Source organism: Streptomyces lienomycini (assembly GCF_027947595.1).
GTDB lineage: Bacteria > Actinomycetota > Actinomycetes > Streptomycetales > Streptomycetaceae > Streptomyces > Streptomyces lienomycini.
The window spans coordinates 4020017-4038001 of the sequence record NZ_CP116257.1 but is presented as its reverse complement, the minus strand read 5'-3'; the positions used below and the strand labels follow the sequence as shown (position 1 = coordinate 4038001).

Genomic DNA, 17985 nt, shown 5'->3' with positions numbered 1-17985 from the left:
GAAAAGGTAACGGGGGGCTGGGAGGGTGAGCGGTGTGCCGATTGTTGTGCACCGGCGGTCTGTGTCGGGCGGCCGGAGAGCCACCGTGCACCGTGACGGCCGCGACGAGTTCCTCGGCACCGCCTACAGCGATCACGACGTGGTGATGTTCATCGAGGAGGCCGGCATCACCGACCCGGTGTACATCCTCGACGAGCCGCAGTGAATGGAGTGGCGTGATGCCCCGGCCCACGACTGCGGCGCCGCATGACAGCCGGGCCGGCCCGAAGAACACCAGTCGGGTCGTGAACGCTGCCCGAGCCGATGCTCACCACACCCGCGCCAGCCCCGGGCTTCGGCCGGCCTGAGCGGCGGAGCCGAAGTGGGACGGTTCTCCAGACACCTTGGAATGTCTCATCGAGATGCGCTTCGGCAGACGTGAGGACTCGAGCCACGCTCAGAAATAGCGATGCACCTCCACCGCCTGACGCGCGACACTGGGGACGTGCTGATCATGGACGCTGTGCTGGAGACCTACGACGCCACCGACTTCGCACTGTGGCCCGTTGCCGACCCGCCTGCGAAACATCTCCTGTCTCTGTCCGGCCGACTGTCCGTACGAGAGACCGGTACCGCCATGGCAGTTTTGACCAGCTACAACAAGAGCCATCACAAGGCCCGGGCCCGAGGCCCCGAGGACAGCACGGGGCAGGTCAGCCAACTGCTGAGCACTGACCAGGTCATCGCTCCCGGCGGCATCAGGATCCAGGACACTTCGACCGGAGTGACCGCACCGCCCGGCTGCTGCTTCGGCCTGGAGAACTGGCGAGACTGGCTGGACTTCATGAACGCTGAAGAGCCCTGGCTCGGCCACGACCCCACGCCGCGCACCGAGCACACCGGGACGACCGTCCATCTGTGGCCTGACGCAGAGCACCCGGCCGGCGCCCCCATCGCACTACCATTGGCCCGGCTGCCCGAACTCCTGGGCTCCGTACAAGCCCAGCTCATCGCTTTCCTGGCCTCCGTCGAAGAGTGGGCCACCCGGTACGCCCCGCCCCTCGCCGACGCCTTGGTCGCGAAGCTCGACGAAGACCTCACCATCGGAGCCCCACTCCGAGACGGCCAGAGCTGAACCCCGCCTGTCCAGGCGCCGCCCTGCTGGGGGCCATGTGGCTCATGAGACACAGCGAGAGTCTGGAGAAGGACGGCTACCGTGCCCAGCTCACCCACTGGGCCGATGGCCGGGTACTGCTGCTCTCGCGGCAGGGCACGGACATGGCGAACGCCTTCACGTAGATCCGAGTTGCTGCCCTGGCGCGGCTGCCCGCCGACACGGGTCTCGACGGGGAGGGGGGACGGGGTACGTGCGGAGTGTGCTCCGGCGCCCCCGACGCCTATCTGTGCTCGACCTGCGGTTCGGGCCGAGAAGCCGAACGTGGGACACGCTGCGCCGCTGTGTACTGCGCGACCGCCTCGCCACCGAATTCCGTACCAGCCGCGGCGAAGTGCCCGCAGAAGTCCGGCCGCTGCTCGAGGCGTTGGTGCGCGTCCCCAGAGCGCGTTCGATCCTGGTCTGGCTGGACAAGCCGCGCGCGGCGGAGCCGCATGCCCGCGTCGCCTGGTCGATGACGATCTCCCGCTCACCCACGAGACGCTTGACGCGGCCGGGCCCGGGCAGGGCCGGCATCGCTGCGAGCCACTCTGGTCGACCTCGGGGTCCTTCCGGCACGCAATGAGTCCCTGGCAGGCTTGCAGTCCTGGCTGGAGCGCGCGCTCACGCCGCTACCGGCACAACACCGCCGCACCCTGCACATCTACGCGGAATGGGCCCTCTTGCGACGGGCCCGACGGCGGGCGGTCCGGGGCGCTTCACGCTGGCCAGCGCGGCAGAGGTACGCACTGCCATTCGCTGCACTGCCGCGTTTCTCACCTGGCCGGACCACCACGGCCTACTGCTGGCCTGCCTGACTCAAGCCGACATCGACACGTGGCTGTCTCAGCGCCGGGATCGCCGCCAGGTCCGGCTGTTCCTGCGGTGGGGCTCACGAGCGTCGTCTCACCGGGAACTTCGAGATCAGCGACCGTCCCCGCGATGAACCCCACTGCTGGTGGAGCGAGTCCGAGCACTGAACGCACCTGCGGCGCTGTCTGCATGACGAGGCCCTGCCCCTCGATGTGCGGGTGACCGGGGCCCTCATGCTGCTGTACGGAATGCCGATCACACGGATCGTCGTTCTCACACGGTCGGACCTCACGGGCGGCAGCACGCCGCATCTGCGCATTGGTGAGCATCCCGTGCCGCTGCCGCTCGCCCCGCCCGCCCCGTCCACCAGCTTCTGCAGCGTCAGGCCGACCACGCCGAGCCGTTCTCGGCGGTGGGTCGTATCACGCCGCGTCCGGGCTGGCTTCTCCCCGGCTACGCCGCTGGAACCCACCACTCAGCCCCGGCCCTCGCGCGCAAGATGCGTCTCCATTGCTTGCCCGCCCGCCCCAGCAGGAACACCGCTCTGCTCGCGCTGGCCGCGGACCTGCCCGCGTCAGTGCTCAGCGACACCCTCGGCATCAGCATCAGTGCAGCCCTGCAGTGGACCCGCAGAGCAGCCCGCGACTGGAACGGCTACCTAGCGGCTCGTCGTACGGAAGCCTGGTGGGAACGCCTGTCCATGGCGCGGTGAGGCGGCCCGCCATGGAGACGGCAGGGAGGAGGAAGAACAGCGGTCCGTAGCCACCCAGTGGTGTAGTGAGGGCGGTGCCGGCGAAGGGCGCGAGGGCTGCGGCCGTGGTGACCGGTGCGGCAAGAAGCCCGGAAAGTCGGCAGTAGTGGGTGGCGCCCAAGCGATCGGTGATGGCGGTCGCTTGCAGCAGCGTGAGGTTGCCCGGCCATGCCGGCCACGACCGATACTGCGGTGAGCAGGGCTAAGGGCCGGGGACGACAGCGAAGGCGGCGGTGTGGTCAGGAACGAACAGAGCAGCCGAACTGCTCAATCACGCTCTGAAGAAGCGTCGGCCGCAAGCTTCCACATTTCGTAGTTCCCGCATTCTGCCGTGATCTCGGATGCCGCCTGAGCCGCGGCGAAGAAGTCGTCGGCCAGCGGCGAGGTGCGCGATGCCGCCATTGCGACGAATACCTGGTCGGGCGCCAGGTCCGGGACGGGCACGTAGCTGATATCCGGACGTGAGAAGAACACGGTCTCCGAACGTCCCACGAACGAGATGCCGCGGCCGGCCGCGACGTGCTCGAGCTTCTCCTCCACGCCGCGCACCCGGAGTCCGGAGTCCGGGTGCGGGCGCCGGGTGGGCTGCGTGCTCGCGTCGGCATGCCAGATCAGCGGCTCACCGGCCAGGTCGGCCTCGGTGACCTGATCCTTGCCGGCCAGCCGGTGATCGGTGGGCAGCGCCACCATGAGGGGCTCGGTGTAGAGCGGAGTCAGGCGCAGGCCCGTCTCGTCGATGGGCAGCCGCACATAGGCGACGTCGACGCGGCCGTCGAGCAGCATCGAGCCCTGGTCGTCCCATTCCATGCGCTGCACGTCCACGACCACGTCCGGATGCTGCGCCTCGAACACCCGCGTCGCGGGGATGACCGGGATGCCTGCCCGGAAGCCGACCACCAGCCGCTGGCCGCCGCGTTGTGCCACGGAGACTCGGCGCCGGACCGCGTGCGCGGAGGCGAGCAGCGGGCCCGCGTCGTCCAGCAGTTGTCGGCCCGCGTCGGTCAGCGTGACGCCGTGACTGTCCCGGGTGAACAGCGAGGCGCCGAGATCCTGTTCCAGTGCGCGGATCTGCCGGCTGAGCGCCGGTTGCGCGATGTGCAGCTCATCGGCGGCGCGGCCGAAGTGCAACCGGTCGGCGACGGCGACGAAGTAGCGCAGCTTGCGCAGGTCCAGATCCACGGGGCCTCCCGGTCCGGCAATGCCTTAAGGGTATCACCGCGGTTGAAACAGGTCTTGGACACACGATCAGGCTGGTGACATCGTTAATTGGGCCGGGACAACTCGGTTCAAGAATTGGGCATCGTCGTTCGGCGGCTGGGTTCAAAACAAGGATGAGCACATGCGCATCAAGAAATGATGAATTGAGCCCCTACCAGCCCCTTCCTTTCCCGTTTCGGAAATTCATCAATTCAAAGGAGTGGCCGTGGGAAAGCTCGATGCCAAGGTAGTGGTGATCACCGGTGGGTCCACCGGCCTGGCACTGGCCGGGGCCAAGCTGTTCGTCGCCGAAGGAGCGCACGTGCCTTCGCGATGTTCACCAGCTTTGACCAACTGCTCGACTTCGCCGCCCAGGTGATCGAGCGCACCGGCCGGCTGCGACCTCCCAAGAGACGATCACCCAAGAAACGACCATCAGGAAAGAGAGCACTCACCATGAGCAACATCAGTTTCATCGGTCTCGGGGGCATGGCCCACGCCATCGCCGCACGCGCGGTCTCGGGCGGCCACTCCGTCGAGCTCATCGGCCGCGACCCGGCCAAGGCCAGGGGCCTGGCATCCGAACTCGGCGCCGGTGCCACGGCGGGGACGTTCGGCACGGTCCCCGCGGGCGACATCGTCGTCCTCGCGGTGCCGTACACCAGCGCTGTGCCGGTCGTCGCCCAGTACGGAGACGCCCTGGCCGGCAAGGTCGTCATCGACATCTCCAACACCTTCAACGCCGACGCCACCGGGCTCGTCACCCCCGACGGCACATCCGGTGCGCAGGAGATCGCCAAGGCGGCCCCGTCGAGCGCGCATGTCGTGAAGGCGTTCAACACCGTCTTCGGCCACGTCCTGGTTCAGGAGCGCCCGTTGGACGTGCTCTACGCCGGAGACGACGCGGGCGCCAAGGCGAACGTGTCGGCCTTCATCGAGAGCCTCGGACTGCGCCCGCTCGATGTCGGCGGCCTGGAGATGGCTCGTTGGCTGGAAGGGATCGGGCCGCTGCTGATGGGCCTGGCCCGTAACGGCGCGGGCACCTTCGACATCGCCCTCAACGTCGACCTGCCCGGCTGAGCGCACCCCGCATTTCCGCTTCTTCGGCGCCGTACCACTCACGCCGCATCACTCACCAGGAGGAGTAACGTGCACGTCTTCGTCACCGGCGGGACCGGCCACTCCGGTTCGCACATCATTCCCGAACTCATCGCCGCAGGGCACGAGGTCACCGGCCTGGCCCGGTCGGACACGGCCGCGGCGACCCTGTCCGCGCTTGGCGCGAAGGTCCGCCGCGGCGACCTCCGGGATCTCGACGGGCTCAAGGAGGCGGCCGCGGACTCCGACGGCGTCATCCACGTCGCGCACAGGCAGGACCTGCTTCCGTCCGGCGGGATCGACGCCGTGGCCGCCGCCGAGCTCCCGATCGTGCTCGCCTACGGCGAGGCACTCGCGGGAACCGGAAAGCCACTGGTCGCGGCGGGGAGCATCGGCTCGCCCGGGACCGGGCGGAACCTGGGCAGGCCGTCCACCGAGGAGGATCCCGCCCTCCCCGTCGGCGATGAGCACAAGGGCACCCTCCGGGCCCGTAACGTCGTCGAGACCGCGGTCATCGGCCTCGCCGAGCGGGGAGTCCGGTCTTCGGTCGTACGGATCGCCAACATCGCGCACAGCACGGCCGATCGTGCCGGCTTCCTCCCCACACTGATCGCCCTGGCGAAGGAGAAGGGCTTCGCCGGGTACCCTGGAGACGGCACGAACCTGTGGAACGCCGTACACATCCGCGACGCCGCTTCCCTGTTCCGCCTGGCACTGGAGAAGGGCCCGGCCGGCCGCTACTGGCACGCGGTCGAGGACGGGGGCATCCCGGTCCGCGAGATCGCGGAGGCCATCGGCAACCGCCTGAGCCTGCCCGCGGTGAGCGTGCCCCTGGACGAACTGATGCTGCCGGGGCACTTCGGGTTCCTCACCAACATCGTCACGCAGAGCTACCCGACGTCCAACCTCATCACCCGCAAGACCCTCGGCTGGGAACCCGCCCAGCCCGGCCTCCTCGCCGACCTGGACAACGGCCACTACTTCCCGTCATCCGACGTCCCCGCAATCTGATGACCACTGTGGGATTCATCGGAAGCGGGTCCATCGGCAGCACGATCACGCGGCTCGCCGTCGCGGCCGGACACCAGGTCGTGCTCAGCAACTCGCGCGGTCCCGGGTCGCTCGCGGACACGGTCGCGGAACTGGGTCCCCAAGCGTCGGCGGCGACGAGCGAGGAGGCCGCGGCGGCCGGTGACATCGTCGTGGTCACGGTGCCGGTCACGGCCTTCCCCGCCCTGCCCGCCGCACCGCTGGCCGGGAAGACGGTCATCGACACGTGCAACTACGGCCCCGAGCGCGACGGGCACATCCCCGAGCTGGAGGGCACGTCGCTCACCTCGAGCGAGCTGCTGCTGCGATACGTCCCGGACGCCATGCTGGTGAAAGCGTTCAACAACATCTACTTCAAGCACCTGTTGTCGCTCGCCCGCCCGGCGGGGGCGGCCGACCGCTCGTACCTGCCGATCGCCGGGGACTCCGGGCCGGCGAAGGCGGCAGCTGCCGAGTTCATCGATTCCATCGGGTACGGCGTGGTGGACGCGGGACTCCTGGCCGACAGCTGGCGGCAGGCGACGGGCACACCGGTGTGGGGAACCCCGTACGGGCCGCCCTCGAACGAGAAGGGCCGGCCGACCGGCCCGGACGCCATCCGCGCGGCGCTGGCCACCGCAACGCGGTAATCAAGTCGGCGTGTGCCGCAGTATGGTCCGGTCGCGATCATGCTGCGCCGACTGCGACCGATGCGAAGACAGAATCACGACCAGCACGTGAGCACGGTCAGGAGGGGCACATGACCGACCCGTCGCCGGAGATCGCGGTGCCCGACGCAGAACTCGAAGACCTGCGCGCGCGGCTACGCGCCACCCGGTGGCCCACCGGGTGGCCCGTCGACGGCTGGGAAGCGGGCGCCGACACAACTGAGGTGCGCCGCCTGGCGGAGTAGTGGGCCACCGGCTATGACTGGCGCACCCACGAGGCGCGGATCAATGCCCTGCCGCACCACACGGCCGCCATCGGCGGCACGCCCGTCCATTGCCTCCGGTTCGACGGCGAGCAGCCCGGCGTCCTGCCGATCGTCCTGACCCACGGCTCGCCCAGCACCTTCCTGGAGCTCACCGACCTCGCCCGGCGTCTCGCGGAGCCGCCGCAGCACGGCGGCGACGCGTCCGACGTGTTCACGGTCGTCGCCCCCTCGCTGCCCGGCTACGCGTTCCGCCGCAGCGCCCGGCCCTCCCGAGGCCGCTGCGAGGGCGCTCGACCAGGTCGCCGCGGCTGAGCACGGCGTCCGGGTACACCGTGCCGCCGGCCGGCGCTTCCTCCTCGGCCACGATCGAGCCCCGCTCCTTCAGATGGCGATCGACTGCTGGAGCCACCGGCTGACACGGTACGGCAGCCACCATGCGTACGGGCCGACGTCTAGGACGAGGTGTTCGGAGCGGAAGTCGGCCAGCGCGGCCTGGTCGACGGTGTCGGCGAGGGCGCCGTAGTCCAGCAGGCGGACCGCGGTGTCGTACTCGGGTTCGTCGGCGGTGAAGCGGCTCAGCTCTCCCCAGCGACGGTCGCGGATCTGCAGGAAGCCGGGGCCTTTGCGCCACAGGCACTTGCACAGGTAGTGACCGCGCTGCCATGAGCGCAGCGACTCCCCGGCGTCGGCGGGGCCGTGCAGCGCGGCGGGCGGCTGGAGATGGCTGAGCCGTCGCCAGGTCTCCCCGTCCCTCGGGTCGAGACGCAGTTTCCACTCGACCATGACCGCCCGCGCGGTCAGGTCCCGAACCAGGGAGAGCCCGTACACGGCGGCTGCCGGGTCCGCGCCGGTGGAGAGGTCGACGGGGGCGGGCAGCCGCACACGGCGCGCGCCTAGCTCCCACAGGCGTGCAGCCTGGCCGCGCGCCGGGCCAGGCAGGGGCACCTCGCCCAGGAACATGCCAGGCAGCTCGCACGCGACGGGGTCGTAGTCGCGCCAGGCGAGGACCGTCGTCGGCGCGGCGAGGGTGGCGGTCATCGTGCTCCTTCGAAGCGGGGCGGGAGGGGTCAGGCCGGCTCGGGGACGGCGGCACCGTCGGGGGCGTCCTCGGTGTGGATGTGTCGCATGAAGTCCAGGCGCAGCAGGTCCTCGTTGACGGCGGCCGGGGCGATGTGGACGTACTGTCCCGCGTCGGCGAAGACGATGCCGAGGGCGAGCCAGGTGTCGAGGAGCCGCCGGACCCCGTCCTCGTCGCGGGTCGCCTCGGGGACGTGTGCCGCGGCCTTGCGGGTGAGGGCCGACACGTTGTGCGGCTGGTCGAGGAGGCGGAAGAGGGCGAGTTCGAAGGGGTCGGTGAGCTCCTTCACCCGCCAGTCGAAAGCGCGGCGACGGCTGACCAGGACGATGCGATCGCCGTGGTCGTCGTGGGTGAGCCGGGCGTCGGTGTGGTGCTTCTTCCAGTCGGCGAGGGCCTTGTTGAGGGCGCTGACGGTGGGTTCGCCGATGCCGCGGGCGGGCGCCTCGAAGACGTACGCCATGCCGTACAGCTCTTCCTCGGGCAGGTCGTAGGTGAAGCGGTAGTGCGCTTCGGGGAGCAGACCGATGAAGCCCAGTTCGGGGCGTTCGAAGTAGGGGCTGAAACGCTCGATCGCGATGCGCGCGGACAGGTCGACCGGTGGGTCCAGGTGTTCCAGGGCCGGTATCTGGGCGATGACCGGGTCGTAGTCCTCAGCACTCTCCCCGGGGAATCCGTGCAGGTAGTTCCAGGCGACGGAGAGCCCGGTCTCGGCGCCGTCGCGCAGCATCCGCACGTTCTGGCAGCCGCTCACACCCTTGTCCATCAGGTCCAGCACGCGGCTGTTGAGGCTCTCGATGCCGGGTTGCACGTAGATGAGGCCTGCGTCGGCGAGTGTGCGCAGCTGACTGCGCCTCATGTTGGCCTTGATCTCGATGTGCAGGCGCAGGTCGTAGCCGCTCTCGATGATGCGGGGCAGCACGGTGGTGAGGTAGCGCATGTCGAGGATGTTGTCGACGACATACATGTCGAGGACCCGGTGGCGACGGGCCAGCTCCATAATCTCCTCGTAGAAGGTGTCGGGGCTCTTGGAGCGGAACTCCATGAAGGAGCCGTTGAGCCCGCAGAAGGTGCAGTGGTGTTTCTCGCCCCACCAGCAGCCCCGCGCCCCCTCGACGACGAGTTTTGGCTCGACCCAGTTGCGGGCGACGGACGAGGCGAGCCTTTCGAAGTAGCCGCTGTAGTCGGGCGGCAGGATCGCGGTGGGCGGCAGCGGGCGGGTAGCCATCGGGTTGGCGACATGCACGCCGTCCGCGTCGCGGTGGCACAGGCCGGGAATCGAGTCGAGCGGGCCGCCCTCCGCGAGCGCGCCGAGGAGTTCGGGGAAGGCTGCCTCGCCCTCGCCTCGTACGACGTGGTCGACGAAGGGGAAGTTGCGGTGCACGGTGGCGCCCTGTTCGCCGTCGCAGTTGGCGCCGCCCATGACGGTCACGATGTGCGGGGCGAGCTGCTTGACGCGGCGGGCGGCGGCGAGCGCGGCTGTGTTCTGCTGGAAAGTGGAGGTGAACCCGACGACATCCGGCTCGCTCGCCACTATCTGCCGGGCGATCATTTCGACGAAGTCCGATGCGATGCGGTGCAGTTCGCGGGTCATTCTCATCCGCTCGGACTTGAGCTTGCCGCTCATCGTCGCCACGAACTCGTCCTCGCGCCAGGCCGGGTCGTCGTACAGGGCGGAGGAGAAGACCCAGTCGCCGCAGCCCATGAAGTAGGAGGAGAGGGCGTAGTACTCGTAGTCGTCGCCGGTGAACTCGGTGCGTTCGGTGATCCAGTCGGTGAACATGAGGTTGGCGTGCAGCACCTCGGCACTGGCACCGGGCACGCGCTCGTCCACACTCCGTTTGAGGATGCCGAGGGCTAGGGACGGCAGGTCGATGGGCGACCAGGGCATGTTGACCAGCAGTACGCGCATGGGCGCTTCTCTCCTGACGTGGTGCGGGGGCGGGCGACGGTGCGGGCCGGTCGGCCCCGGGGCGCCCTGGGGCCGACCGGTGAGGATCAGTCCTCGACGGTGTCGTCGCCGTCCTCCGCGTTGCGGAACGGGACGGTGATCGTGATGCCGACGCTCGGCTTGCGGTTCGTCTCGTCCTCGGCCAGCGGGTCGTTGTGGATGACGTCCTTCTGCATGGGTTTCTCCTTCTCTCTCAGTGTTCGACTGTGTGGTGCGCCGACCCCTCTCCGGCCGGAGCGGGGCGTCTGGGGGGTGGGGTGGTGCGGGCGGTGCGCCGGAGCGTGCGGTCGAGGAAGCGCACCGCGCGGCGCAGGACGGTCACGTGGTCGCCGCCGTCGTAGCCGTCGTGCCCGGACTCGAGCCACAGGGACTCGTGTGGGGTACCGGCCGTGTCGAGGGCGGCGAGGTAGGAATGGATCTGTGCGGGCGGGCACTTGGTGTCGTTCGTGGCGGCGACGATCAGGAGCGGATCGCGGACGCGTGCGGCGTAGCGGATCGGCGAGCTGTGCGCGTATGCGTGCGGCACCTGTGCGGGTGTGCCGCCGAACAGCCGCTCGTCCAGCGCGCGGAGGGCGGGTGTGGCGGCGGCGTGTGCGGCGGCGTAGTCGGCAACGGGTTTGACGGCGACGCCCGCCTGCCAGAGCCCCGGGCGGGTGCCGAGGGCGAGCAGGACGAGGTAACCGCCCCAGGAGGTGCCCCAGAGTCCGGTGGCGCCCGGCCGGATGAGCCCGCGCGCCACGAGGTCGGCGCGGACGGCGGCGAGGTCGGTGACCTGGGTGTGGCCGACGCCGTCGCGGAAGGCGTGCTGCCAGCCCGGTCCGTATCCAGTGGAGCCGCGGTAGTTGACGCGGGCCACGGCGAACCCGGAGGCCACCAAGGAGTGCACGGTGCCGTCGTAGGCGTCGCGGTCGTGGTCGGCCGGGCCGCCGTGGACGAGGAACACGGCGGGGTGCGGCCCGGGTGTGGACTCGGGAAAGCTGAACAACGTGTGTACCGGGCCGTCCGGTCCCGGTGTGTGTATGTCGCGCAGAGTGCCGGGCACACGGCCGTCGACGGTGCCGAGCGGGGGCAGCGGAGTCCCGGCCGTGGACCTCATGCGGGGCGGGTGAGTGCTGTCCGTCCAGAGGGTGTGCAGGTCGCCGCCGGGGCGCGGGACCGCGTCCAGGAGCGTTCCGGGCGGAGTCTGTACGGGGCCCAGAGTACGGCGGGCGAGGTCGGCGCGGCGGAGCAGGGAGCGGCCGTGCCGGTCCTGCCGGATCAGCACGGCGCCGCCGTCCGGATACCAGCGGGCGGTGAACTGGGTTTCCAGGGCGCACCAGTCGTGCGTGACGGTGCCGGTGGCGGCGGTCCAGGTGGCGAGGGTGTAGCGGTCCCCGCGCTCGCGGACGAGCAGCAGGGTGGGGTGGTCGTCGAGCGCGGGGCCGAAGCCGAGCGCCCACAGTCTGCCGTGCGGGCCGTCACCGGGGAGGGCCGCGACCTCGGTGCCGTCGGGGGTGAGGAGGGTGACGGCGCCGGGCGCGTCGGCGGTGCGGGTGAGAGCGAGGAGGCCGCCGTGCGGGGCGAGTCCGGCGAGCGCGGCGGGGCCGTTCACACGAGCGACCTCGCGTCCGGGGCCGCCGCGTGTCCCGTGCATGACGGTGGTGTGGTCGCCCAGTCCGATGCCGAGGGCGACGGTGGCGTCGGCGGTGACGGCGAGGCCGCGGGCGGTGCCGTCGGGGACGCCGGTCAGACCGGGCCGGCCGGGGCAGCCGGTGAACGGGCCGTCGAACGGCTGAAATTGCCAGTGGCCGACGCCCCGCGCGTCCTCGGCGAACCACCACACGTATGCGTCGGCGTCGATCGCGCCGTGCAGGGTGCCGCCGGGGCGGTCGGTGACGCGGCGGGCGTGGCGGGCGGCGGCATCCCAGGTGAAGACCTCGCAGCGGCCCTCTGCGTCGGCGGTGAACACCATGCGGTGCGGATCGGTGGCGCACACCTCGGGCAGCGCGGCGCGGTACACCTGGAAGCGGCTCATGCGGCGGCCTCCGCGAGGGCAGCGCGCCGGGTGGTGTGCGCGGCGAGCAGGACGAGGAGGGCGGCGCAACCAAGCGCGGGCGTCGCCGGGTTCAGCCGGCCGGCGAAGAGACCGGCCAGGACCGGGGCGAGGGCGGCGGTGGCGCCGGCGCCGGTGGCGATGACGGCGCCGACGCGGGCCTGCAGGTCGGGCTCGGTCGTCAGCAGGGCACGGGCCTGGAGGACGACGGCGGGCAGCGGCACGAGGAGGCCGATCGCGCCGAGCAGTACGCCGTACGCCCAGGGCCCCTCGGCGAGGGCGAGGGCCGCGGTGAGCGGGGCGAGGAGCCAGGTGACGGTGATGAGGGTGCGGGCGGCGCCGAGACGGGCGGCGGCCTTGGGCGCCGCGAGGGACCCGGCCAGCCCCGCGGCGCCGGTGACGGCGAGGACGAGGCCGAGCGGGAGCGCACCACTGCCGGAACGTTGCAGCACGAAGACCGCGGAGTAGTAGAGCGTCGCGGCCACCCCGTTGACCAGCGCGACCCACGTCAGCACGAGGCGCAGCAACGGCCGTCGTCGCACCAGGGACAGGCCGGCGGCGGCCGCACGCCACAACCCCTCGCCCGAAGGAGCCGCCGCGGCCTTCAGATCCGTACGCATGGCCCGTACGCAGCCGGCGACGACGGCGTAGGAGAGGGCGTCGGCCGCGAACGGCAGAGCGCGAAAGAGCTGGTACGCGGCTCCGCCGAGGGCCGGGCCGAGAATGAGTGAGCCCTGGTCGGCGGCGGCGAGCCGGGCCACGGCGCGCGGCTGGTCGTCGGGCGGGCAGATCAGGGCGACCGTGCCGCGCGACGCGGCGTCGTGACAGGCGGTGGCGAACCGTTCGACGAGGACGGCGGCCACGAGGTGCGGAAGCGTCAGGTGTCCGGCGAGCAGGGGCACGGCGACGGAGCCCATGGCGAGCGCGGCGACGACGGCGGACCAGAACATGATCGTCTTGCGCGCGCCGCGGTCGGCGGGGACGGCCGCGAGCGGCCCGAGCAGCAGACCCGCGGCCAGCGAGAGCCCGGCGACGAGCCCAGCGGTCCGCGGTGAGTGCCCGAGACCGAGGAGCAGCAGGGGAAGGACGGCGCCGGATGCCTGGGTGCCTAGTGCGTCGACGGCGTTGGCGCACCAGAAGAGACGGAAGTCCCGGGCGGACTGGTCGCGCCCGGAACCGGAAGCGCCACTGCGACCCCGGAGCAACCGGGGCCGGGGTAATCCACCGCGGGGGTCCGCCGCTCCCGCCTGTGTGAACGACTCCACGATTCCCCCGTTGGATGAAGCGATCGTGCAGGTTGTGTAGAAAGCGAAACGAGGCGGATCGTAGCCAGCGCCTCGAACGGGCTACAAGGTCGCGGATCGGTTGGCTGGAAAGCGCGAGGGGGCGCTGAGGGGGTGGGGATTCCGGGTTCGCAGTAAGGGGAGGCGTGTGTTCCGGTGCGGTCCGCGGTGAGGGCGAGGTGTGAGAGACGCGTGTGACGTGTGAGGCGTGTCGTTGGCATGCCTATGGTCAAGCGCCGAGCCTGCCGAAGCGGTCCGGGAAGACGTCGGACGGGGCCGGTGCCGGGCCGGTGCCGGTGCTTTCCCGGCCGAGGATGGCCAGTTCACGCCGCCGGGTGCCGCCATGGCATGCGTAGTGCCGCGCCCCTGCGGAGCGCGGCAGGCATCGCTGATGACTCACTTCGCCACGGCACGAGCCTCAACGACCGGGACTGCTGCACGGATGGGTGATACCTGACCTGGCTTGCTGAGAGGCCGCCCGGCTGACCACACCCCGCTCTCCGACCACCACCGGGAAGATCGAGAGATTTCAGAGGGCGTTAAGTCCCGTTCCTGATGATGTGGTGTCGCCCGTTCGTGGGTGATGGGACAGTTCCGTCCTCGTGTCATGGCGTGTACATGATGGGGTCGTGGGCATGGAACGGACGCCGTACGCAACCGACTTGTCCGACGAGCAGTGGGCGTTGATCGAGCCGCTGGTCACCGCGTGGAAGCAGGAGCGGGTGGCGCGGTCGGCGACCGGAGACCCGGGCTCCTGCGCCCTGCGCGAGGTCGTGAACGCGCTGCTTTACCAGAACCGGACGGGCTGTCAGTGGCGGCTTCTGCCGCACGACTTCCCGGCCTGGTCGGCAGTGTTCTACTACTTCACCCTGTGGCGCCAGGACGGCCTTGACCAGCGGATCCAGGAGATCCTGCGCTGCCAGGTGCGGGAACGGTCCAGACGATTAGAGGACCCGTCCCTGGTGATCATCGACACCCAGTCCGTCCGCGTGGCGGCCGGGGTGCCGAAGGAGACGACGGGACTGGACGCGAACAAGAAGACGCCCGGCAGGAAGCGGGGACTGGCCGTCGATGTGCTGGGCCTGGTCATCGGTGTGGTGATCCTCGCTGCGAGCGCGCACGACAACGAAGCCGGCATCGCCCTGCTGGACCAGGCGGCTGAGCGGTGTGGGATGCGCCTGGAGAAGGTCCTGGTCGACCAGGGCTTCAAGGACGCCGTGATCATCCACGGGGCGGTGAAGGACATCACCGTTGAGGTGGTCCGCCGCAACCCCGACGACGAGGGGAAAGGCTTCGTCCCGCAACCGAAGCGGTGGGTGGTCGAGCAGGTCAACGGCACCCTCATGCTGCAGCGGCGCCTCGCCCGCGACTACGACCACCGGCCCGACAACGCGGCCTCCCGCGTCTACTGGGCCTCCACCGCCGGCATGCTCCGCCGCCTCACCACCCCTACCCCCACCTGGCGGGACGACGTGGAGCTGGCCGCGTGAACGTCTGCGAACTCCTGCGGCTGCTGCAGACCGAGCACGATGAGACCGCTGCCCGCGCCGACCACCTGCGCGAGCAGATCGAGCGGCTCACCACCGACCTCGCCGAGACCGAAGCCCGCCTGGCCGAGCTCGCTGCCACCGGCAAGGTCATCGACGGCCTCACCCCTCCCGACCAGGCACCGGCCCCCGCGGAGACCGCCATCGCGACCGTCTACCAGCGCATCGTGACCACGTTCAACGAGCACCCCGGGGAGGTGTTCCGCGTCCGTGATCTGCATGAGCACCTCGGCCTGCCCACCGACGAGCCCTCGATCAACGTCACCCGCTCCCGCCTGGGACGACTCGTCCGCCAGGGATTCCTCGAGCAACCGGGACGCGGCCGCTACCAGAAACGGACTTAACGCCCTCTCACAAGTCCCTGCGGCGCGAACTGCTCGGCCACGCGGGTCCGTTCGCCAGGCCAGGCAACAGCCCGGGCCGGCATCGACGCCTGGGGGTACGGCTGCAACCAGAGCGGACCGCACCAGTCGCTCGACATGTGTGCCCGCCGCTGTGTTTCGCCCCGCGGCCAAGGACCCGAAACAGGACTGGCAGGAGGTCCACCTGCCCGAGCCGCAGGGTGAGACCACGCCTGCGACGGCCGAGCTGCTGGCGCCGCAGCTGCCCGCGCTCCTGCCCTCACCGCAGTTGCCCATCGACGAATCCCACCTCAGGGCCGTGGAGTTCGAGGCACTCATCTCGCCGATCGGCAGACTGTGTCTCTCCTCCGGCCAGTAGCTGAAGTTCCCCGCCGCGCTGGGCGGACGCACCGCCACCGTCTGGGCCGACGAGCGCAGCATCCACGTCTTCATCGACGGCGAACTCGCCCGCACCCGCACCTTCCAGTTCACGGCGGCCGATCTGGAGGCGTTGGTGCAGCGCGGCGGGCGGATCGCCGGCCCCGATCCGGCGACGCCCGCCCTGCCCGACGGACCGCAAGCCCCGCTCGTGGTGGAGGTCGACCGGCTGGTCGGCCGGGACGGGGACGTCGGCCTCGGCCTCGGCGGGCAGCGCGTCAAGGTCGCGGCCCCGCTTGCCGGACAGCAGGTCACCCTGCGGTTCGACGGCCAGCTGATGCACGTCATCGCCGACGGCCTCGTGGTCAAGACGCTGCCTGCGCCCATCCCACCGGAGCAACGAGCGCAGATCAGTGGGGTCCGCAGCCCGCACACCGCGATCTCCCGCCGTCGGCGCAGGCCCTGCGGGCTCAGCGCAAAGTGCCGGTGGACGGCGTGGTGATGGCCGGCGGCCGGCGCCTGCGGATCGGCCGCGCTCACGCCGGAAGGACCGTGACGATCATCATCGAGGACGCCGTTTTCCGTGTCATGGACGGTGACGTCGAGCTGTCCACCCGCGCCCGCACCAGCGACAGACCGATCAGGCAGTTCAAGGCGGTCGTGCGCCGGAGGAAGTGGCCGCCGTCAGTCGGCTCACCTTCCCTCGCGCGGAGAGGACCTGGTGTCAGCCGTTGTCGCGGGAAGCGGCTTTGGCGTGCTCGGCGTCTACCCGTGCGGTGACGCCGGTCTCGACGATGGTGCGGGTGGCGTCGACGGTGGCGTAGATCCACAGGATGCGCATCGGCTCGGTGGCGGAGGCGTTGCGGAAGCGGTGGGGCGTGCCGGTTGGGACGTAGGTGGTGTCGAAGCGGGTGACGGGGTGTTCGGTGCCGTCGATCTCCACGATGGCGTTGCCTTCGAGGATCGTGACGCTTTCCGGGCAGTTGTGGGTGTGCAGGGCGATACCGGCGCCGCCATCGAAGAGGGTCTGGCCGGTGAGGAAGACTTCGGCGCCGGTCGCCTTGGTGACGAGGGGGATGGTGCGGGCGCCGCCGCCGCGGCTGAAGGCGGCCAGCTTGGCCGGGCGCAGGACCGCGGGCTCGAAGGGGCGAAGCAGGACTGGTCGGTGGGGTGGTGGTGCACGGGGTTTCTCCAGGTGAGGGTGGTCAGGTGGCCGGGCCGATCCAGACGGTCTTGGTGTTGACGAACTCGCGGATGCCTTCGGCGCCGAGTTCGCGGCCGTAGCCGGACTTCTTGATGCCGCCGAAGGGCAGACGCGGGTCGGAGGCGACCATGCCGTTGACGAAGACGGCGCCGGTCTCGAGGAGGCGGGTCAGTCGGCGGGCACGGTCGAGGTCGCCCGTCCACAGGGCGGCGCCGAGGCCGTACTCGGTCCGGTTGGCCAGGGCGATGGCCTCGTCCGTGTCGGCGACGCGGGTGATGGCGGCGACGGGGCCGAAGGTCTCCTCGTCGAAGGCGGCCATCCCGGGGCGGGCGTGGTCGAGGACGGTGGGCGGGTAGTAGCAGCCCGGCCCGTCGGGGATCTCGCCGCCGAGGAGCAGGTGGGCGCCGGCGTCGACGGTGCGGCGGACCTGGTCGTGCAGGGTGTCGCGGAGGTTGGAGCGGGCCATGGGGCCGATCGCAGTTTCGGGGTCGGTCGGGTCCCCGACCTTCAGTTCCGCGGCGGCGGTCGTGAAGGCGGCGACGAAGGCGTCGGCCACGGCCTCCTCGACGATGAAGCGCTTGGCGTTGACGCAGGATTGGCCGACGTTGACGTAGCGGGCTCTGACGGCGGTGGCGGCGGCGGCCTCGATGTCGGCGTCGGCGAGGACGACGAAGGGGTCCGAGCCGCCGAGTTCCAGGACCTGCTTCTTCAGGGCGGCGGCCTGGGCGGCGACGATCGCGCCGACCTCGGTGGAGCCGGTGAGGGTGACGGCCACGCCGAGCGGGTCGTAGACGACGGCGCTCTCGGTGGCGTTGGAGGCGACGGGTCGGTCGGCGAGCTGCTCGGGGGCGTGCTCGGCGTAGTACTCGCAGGTCATCGCGCACTTCTCGATCTCGGCGTGCGCTTCGGTGATCGGCTTGCCCATCTCGGCGGTGATGAGTGCCGCGTAGTGGTCCGTGTCCTCGCGCAGGACGCGGGCCATCTCGCGCAGCAGGGGGGCGGTCGGTGATGTTACGTCGACGCCAGGCGGCCTGGGCTTCGGTCACCGCGCCGAGGATGCCGTCGACCTCCTCGGCGGACTGCGGGGTGTGACGGGCGAGTTCGGTGCCGGTGGCCGGGTTGGTGGAGACGATCATCAGGCGGTTACCTCGGTGTGCTCGACAGTGCGGCGGATCCTGGGGGCGAAGCCGGGGGTGCCGGGGGTGCCGCCGATGTCATGG

General features: G+C 70.6%; 16 protein-coding genes and 3 pseudogenes. 10 read left to right on the top strand and 9 right to left on the bottom strand.

Annotation, left to right across the window (positions count from 1 at the left end):
- The first annotated feature begins 493 nt into the window (after positions 1–493).
- The gene (locus BJ961_RS18295) at positions 494–1114 is read left to right on the top strand and encodes a hypothetical protein (protein ID WP_271417084.1); all 621 of its coding nucleotides are present in this window, start codon (positions 494–496) and stop codon (positions 1112–1114) included.
- Between the two features lie 1436 nt (positions 1115–2550).
- On the opposite strand, the pseudogene BJ961_RS18285 reads toward BJ961_RS18295, so the two are convergent.
- Both BJ961_RS18285 and BJ961_RS18280 read right to left on the bottom strand, forming a co-directional pair.
- Positions 2551–2931: pseudogene (locus BJ961_RS18285) on the bottom strand (hypothetical protein); the annotation flags it as partial.
- A gap of 32 nt (positions 2932–2963) precedes the next feature.
- Positions 2964–3875: a LysR family transcriptional regulator gene (locus BJ961_RS18280; protein WP_271413874.1), complete on the bottom strand. Its 912-nt coding sequence runs from the start codon at positions 3873–3875 to the stop codon at positions 2964–2966.
- Between the two features lie 244 nt (positions 3876–4119).
- On the opposite strand from BJ961_RS18280, the pseudogene BJ961_RS18275 reads away from it, so the two are divergent.
- The 5 genes and pseudogenes from BJ961_RS18275 to BJ961_RS36000 all read left to right on the top strand — a co-directional run.
- Positions 4120–4218: pseudogene (locus BJ961_RS18275) on the top strand (dehydrogenase); the annotation flags it as partial.
- A gap of 131 nt (positions 4219–4349) precedes the next feature.
- A complete protein-coding gene (locus BJ961_RS18270; protein ID WP_271413873.1) occupies positions 4350–4973 on the top strand; it encodes an NADPH-dependent F420 reductase in 624 nt (207 codons plus the stop codon).
- 69 nt (positions 4974–5042) lie between these two features.
- Positions 5043–6002: an SDR family oxidoreductase gene (locus BJ961_RS18265; protein WP_271413872.1), complete on the top strand. Its 960-nt coding sequence runs from the start codon at positions 5043–5045 to the stop codon at positions 6000–6002.
- 8 nt (positions 6003–6010) lie between these two features.
- The gene (locus BJ961_RS18260) at positions 6011–6670 is read left to right on the top strand and encodes an NADPH-dependent F420 reductase (protein WP_271417083.1); all 660 of its coding nucleotides are present in this window, start codon (positions 6011–6013) and stop codon (positions 6668–6670) included.
- A gap of 110 nt (positions 6671–6780) precedes the next feature.
- Positions 6781–7266: pseudogene (locus BJ961_RS36000) on the top strand (epoxide hydrolase family protein).
- 69 nt (positions 7267–7335) lie between these two features.
- On the opposite strand, the gene BJ961_RS18245 reads toward BJ961_RS36000, so the two are convergent.
- The 5 genes from BJ961_RS18245 to BJ961_RS18225 all read right to left on the bottom strand — a co-directional run bounded on the left by BJ961_RS18245 (position 7336) and on the right by BJ961_RS18225 (position 13217).
- Positions 7336–7992, bottom strand: coding sequence for a DUF5825 family protein (locus BJ961_RS18245; RefSeq protein WP_271413870.1), 657 nt, complete (start codon positions 7990–7992; stop codon positions 7336–7338).
- A 29-nt stretch (positions 7993–8021) separates the two neighbouring features.
- Positions 8022–9941, bottom strand: coding sequence for a RiPP maturation radical SAM C-methyltransferase (locus BJ961_RS18240; protein ID WP_271413869.1), 1920 nt, complete (start codon positions 9939–9941; stop codon positions 8022–8024).
- A gap of 86 nt (positions 9942–10027) precedes the next feature.
- On the bottom strand, positions 10028–10156 hold the full coding sequence (locus BJ961_RS18235) for a hypothetical protein (RefSeq protein ID WP_265592416.1): 129 nt from the start codon (positions 10154–10156) through the stop codon (positions 10028–10030).
- Positions 10157–10173: 17 nt separating this feature from the next.
- On the bottom strand, positions 10174–11994 hold the full coding sequence (locus BJ961_RS18230; RefSeq protein ID WP_271413868.1) for an alpha/beta hydrolase family protein: 1821 nt from the start codon (positions 11992–11994) through the stop codon (positions 10174–10176).
- Positions 11991–13217 carry an MFS transporter gene (locus BJ961_RS18225; RefSeq protein ID WP_271413867.1) on the bottom strand — a complete coding sequence of 409 codons (1227 nt, stop codon included), beginning with the start codon at positions 13215–13217 and terminating at the stop codon, positions 11991–11993. Before BJ961_RS18225 ends, BJ961_RS18230 begins: the two co-directional genes overlap by 4 nt.
- 713 nt (positions 13218–13930) lie before the next feature.
- Here BJ961_RS18225 and BJ961_RS18220 point away from each other — a divergent pair.
- From BJ961_RS18220 to BJ961_RS18205, 4 genes are all read left to right on the top strand, one after another.
- Positions 13931–14785, top strand: coding sequence for an IS5 family transposase (locus BJ961_RS18220; protein WP_271416969.1), 855 nt, complete (start codon positions 13931–13933; stop codon positions 14783–14785).
- The gene (locus tag BJ961_RS18215; RefSeq protein ID WP_271320152.1) at positions 14782–15186 is read left to right on the top strand and encodes a hypothetical protein; all 405 of its coding nucleotides are present in this window, start codon (positions 14782–14784) and stop codon (positions 15184–15186) included. Before BJ961_RS18220 ends, BJ961_RS18215 begins: the two co-directional genes overlap by 4 nt.
- Before the next feature lie 139 nt (positions 15187–15325).
- Positions 15326–15562 (top strand): hypothetical protein, encoded by a 237-nt coding sequence (locus BJ961_RS18210; RefSeq protein WP_271413866.1) that lies wholly within the window; start codon positions 15326–15328, stop codon positions 15560–15562.
- A 135-nt stretch (positions 15563–15697) separates the two neighbouring features.
- Positions 15698–16063: a hypothetical protein gene (locus tag BJ961_RS18205; protein WP_271413865.1), complete on the top strand. Its 366-nt coding sequence runs from the start codon at positions 15698–15700 to the stop codon at positions 16061–16063.
- A 222-nt stretch (positions 16064–16285) separates the two neighbouring features.
- Here BJ961_RS18205 and BJ961_RS18200 read toward each other — a convergent pair whose 3' ends face one another.
- Together BJ961_RS18200 and BJ961_RS18195 are read right to left on the bottom strand one after the other, a co-directional pair.
- On the bottom strand, positions 16286–16525 hold the full coding sequence (locus BJ961_RS18200; RefSeq protein ID WP_271417081.1) for a cupin domain-containing protein: 240 nt from the start codon (positions 16523–16525) through the stop codon (positions 16286–16288).
- A 241-nt stretch (positions 16526–16766) separates the two neighbouring features.
- Complete coding sequence (locus BJ961_RS18195; protein ID WP_271413864.1) at positions 16767–17747, bottom strand: aldehyde dehydrogenase family protein; 981 nt, start codon at positions 17745–17747, stop codon at positions 16767–16769.
- Between the last annotated feature and the right edge of the window lie 238 nt (positions 17748–17985).

What these genes read in the sequence shown, in the direction of transcription:
- BJ961_RS18230 (WP_271413868.1), bottom strand. Translation starts at nt 11,994, where the DNA reads ATGAGCCGCTTCCAGGTGTACCGCGCCGCGCTGCCCGAGGTGTGCGCC.
- BJ961_RS18270 (WP_271413873.1), top strand. Translation starts at nt 4,350, where the DNA reads ATGAGCAACATCAGTTTCATCGGTCTCGGGGGCATGGCCCACGCCATC.
- BJ961_RS18220 (WP_271416969.1), top strand. Translation starts at nt 13,931, where the DNA reads ATGGAACGGACGCCGTACGCAACCGACTTGTCCGACGAGCAGTGGGCG.
- BJ961_RS18195 (WP_271413864.1), bottom strand. Translation starts at nt 17,747, where the DNA reads ATGGCCCGCGTCCTGCGCGAGGACACGGACCACTACGCGGCACTCATC.
- BJ961_RS18295 (WP_271417084.1), top strand. Translation starts at nt 494, where the DNA reads ATGGACGCTGTGCTGGAGACCTACGACGCCACCGACTTCGCACTGTGG.
- BJ961_RS18245 (WP_271413870.1), bottom strand. Translation starts at nt 7,992, where the DNA reads ATGACCGCCACCCTCGCCGCGCCGACGACGGTCCTCGCCTGGCGCGAC.
- BJ961_RS18240 (WP_271413869.1), bottom strand. Translation starts at nt 9,941, where the DNA reads ATGCGCGTACTGCTGGTCAACATGCCCTGGTCGCCCATCGACCTGCCG.
- BJ961_RS18235 (WP_265592416.1), bottom strand. Translation starts at nt 10,156, where the DNA reads ATGCAGAAGGACGTCATCCACAACGACCCGCTGGCCGAGGACGAGACG.